The organism is Flavobacterium polysaccharolyticum (assembly GCF_038739875.1).
In the GTDB taxonomy this organism is placed as follows: Bacteria; Bacteroidota; Bacteroidia; order Flavobacteriales; family Flavobacteriaceae; genus Flavobacterium; species Flavobacterium polysaccharolyticum.
Genome location: NZ_JBCGDP010000075.1, coordinates 1 through 477, shown reverse-complemented (window position 1 = coordinate 477; position 477 = coordinate 1). Strand labels below are relative to the sequence as shown.

Below are 477 nucleotides of genomic sequence, written 5' to 3'. Positions count from 1 at the left end.
AGCCCCTGTTGCAGATGTTGCTACACTTCCTACGATTACTGCACAATGTAGTGTTACGAGTCTTACTCCACCAACGGCTACCGACAATTGTTTGGGAGTTGTTACAGCTAGTACTACAGCGGTTCTTCCTATTACATCTTCTACAACAGTAGTTTGGACGTATTCAGATGGAACCAACAGCACGACACAAAATCAAAGTATTGTAATAGCGGATACTATAGCCCCTGTTGCAGATGCTGCTACACTTCCTACGATTACCGCACAATGTAGTGTTACGAGTCTTACTCCACCAACGGCTACCGACAATTGCTTGGGAGTTGTTACAGCTAGTACTACAGCCGTTCTTCCTATTACATCTTCTACAACAGTAGTTTGGACATATTCAGATGGAACCAACAGCACGACACAAAATCAAAGTATTGTAATAGCGGATACTACAGCCCCTGTTGCAGATGCTGCTACACTTCCTACGATTAC

1 protein-coding gene is annotated in these 477 nt (G+C 43.8%); it reads left to right on the top strand.

The features are described 5' to 3' along the window. Positions 1–477: hypothetical protein (locus tag WFZ86_RS20155; RefSeq protein WP_342693619.1), on the top strand; the 477-nt coding region annotated here is incomplete at both ends.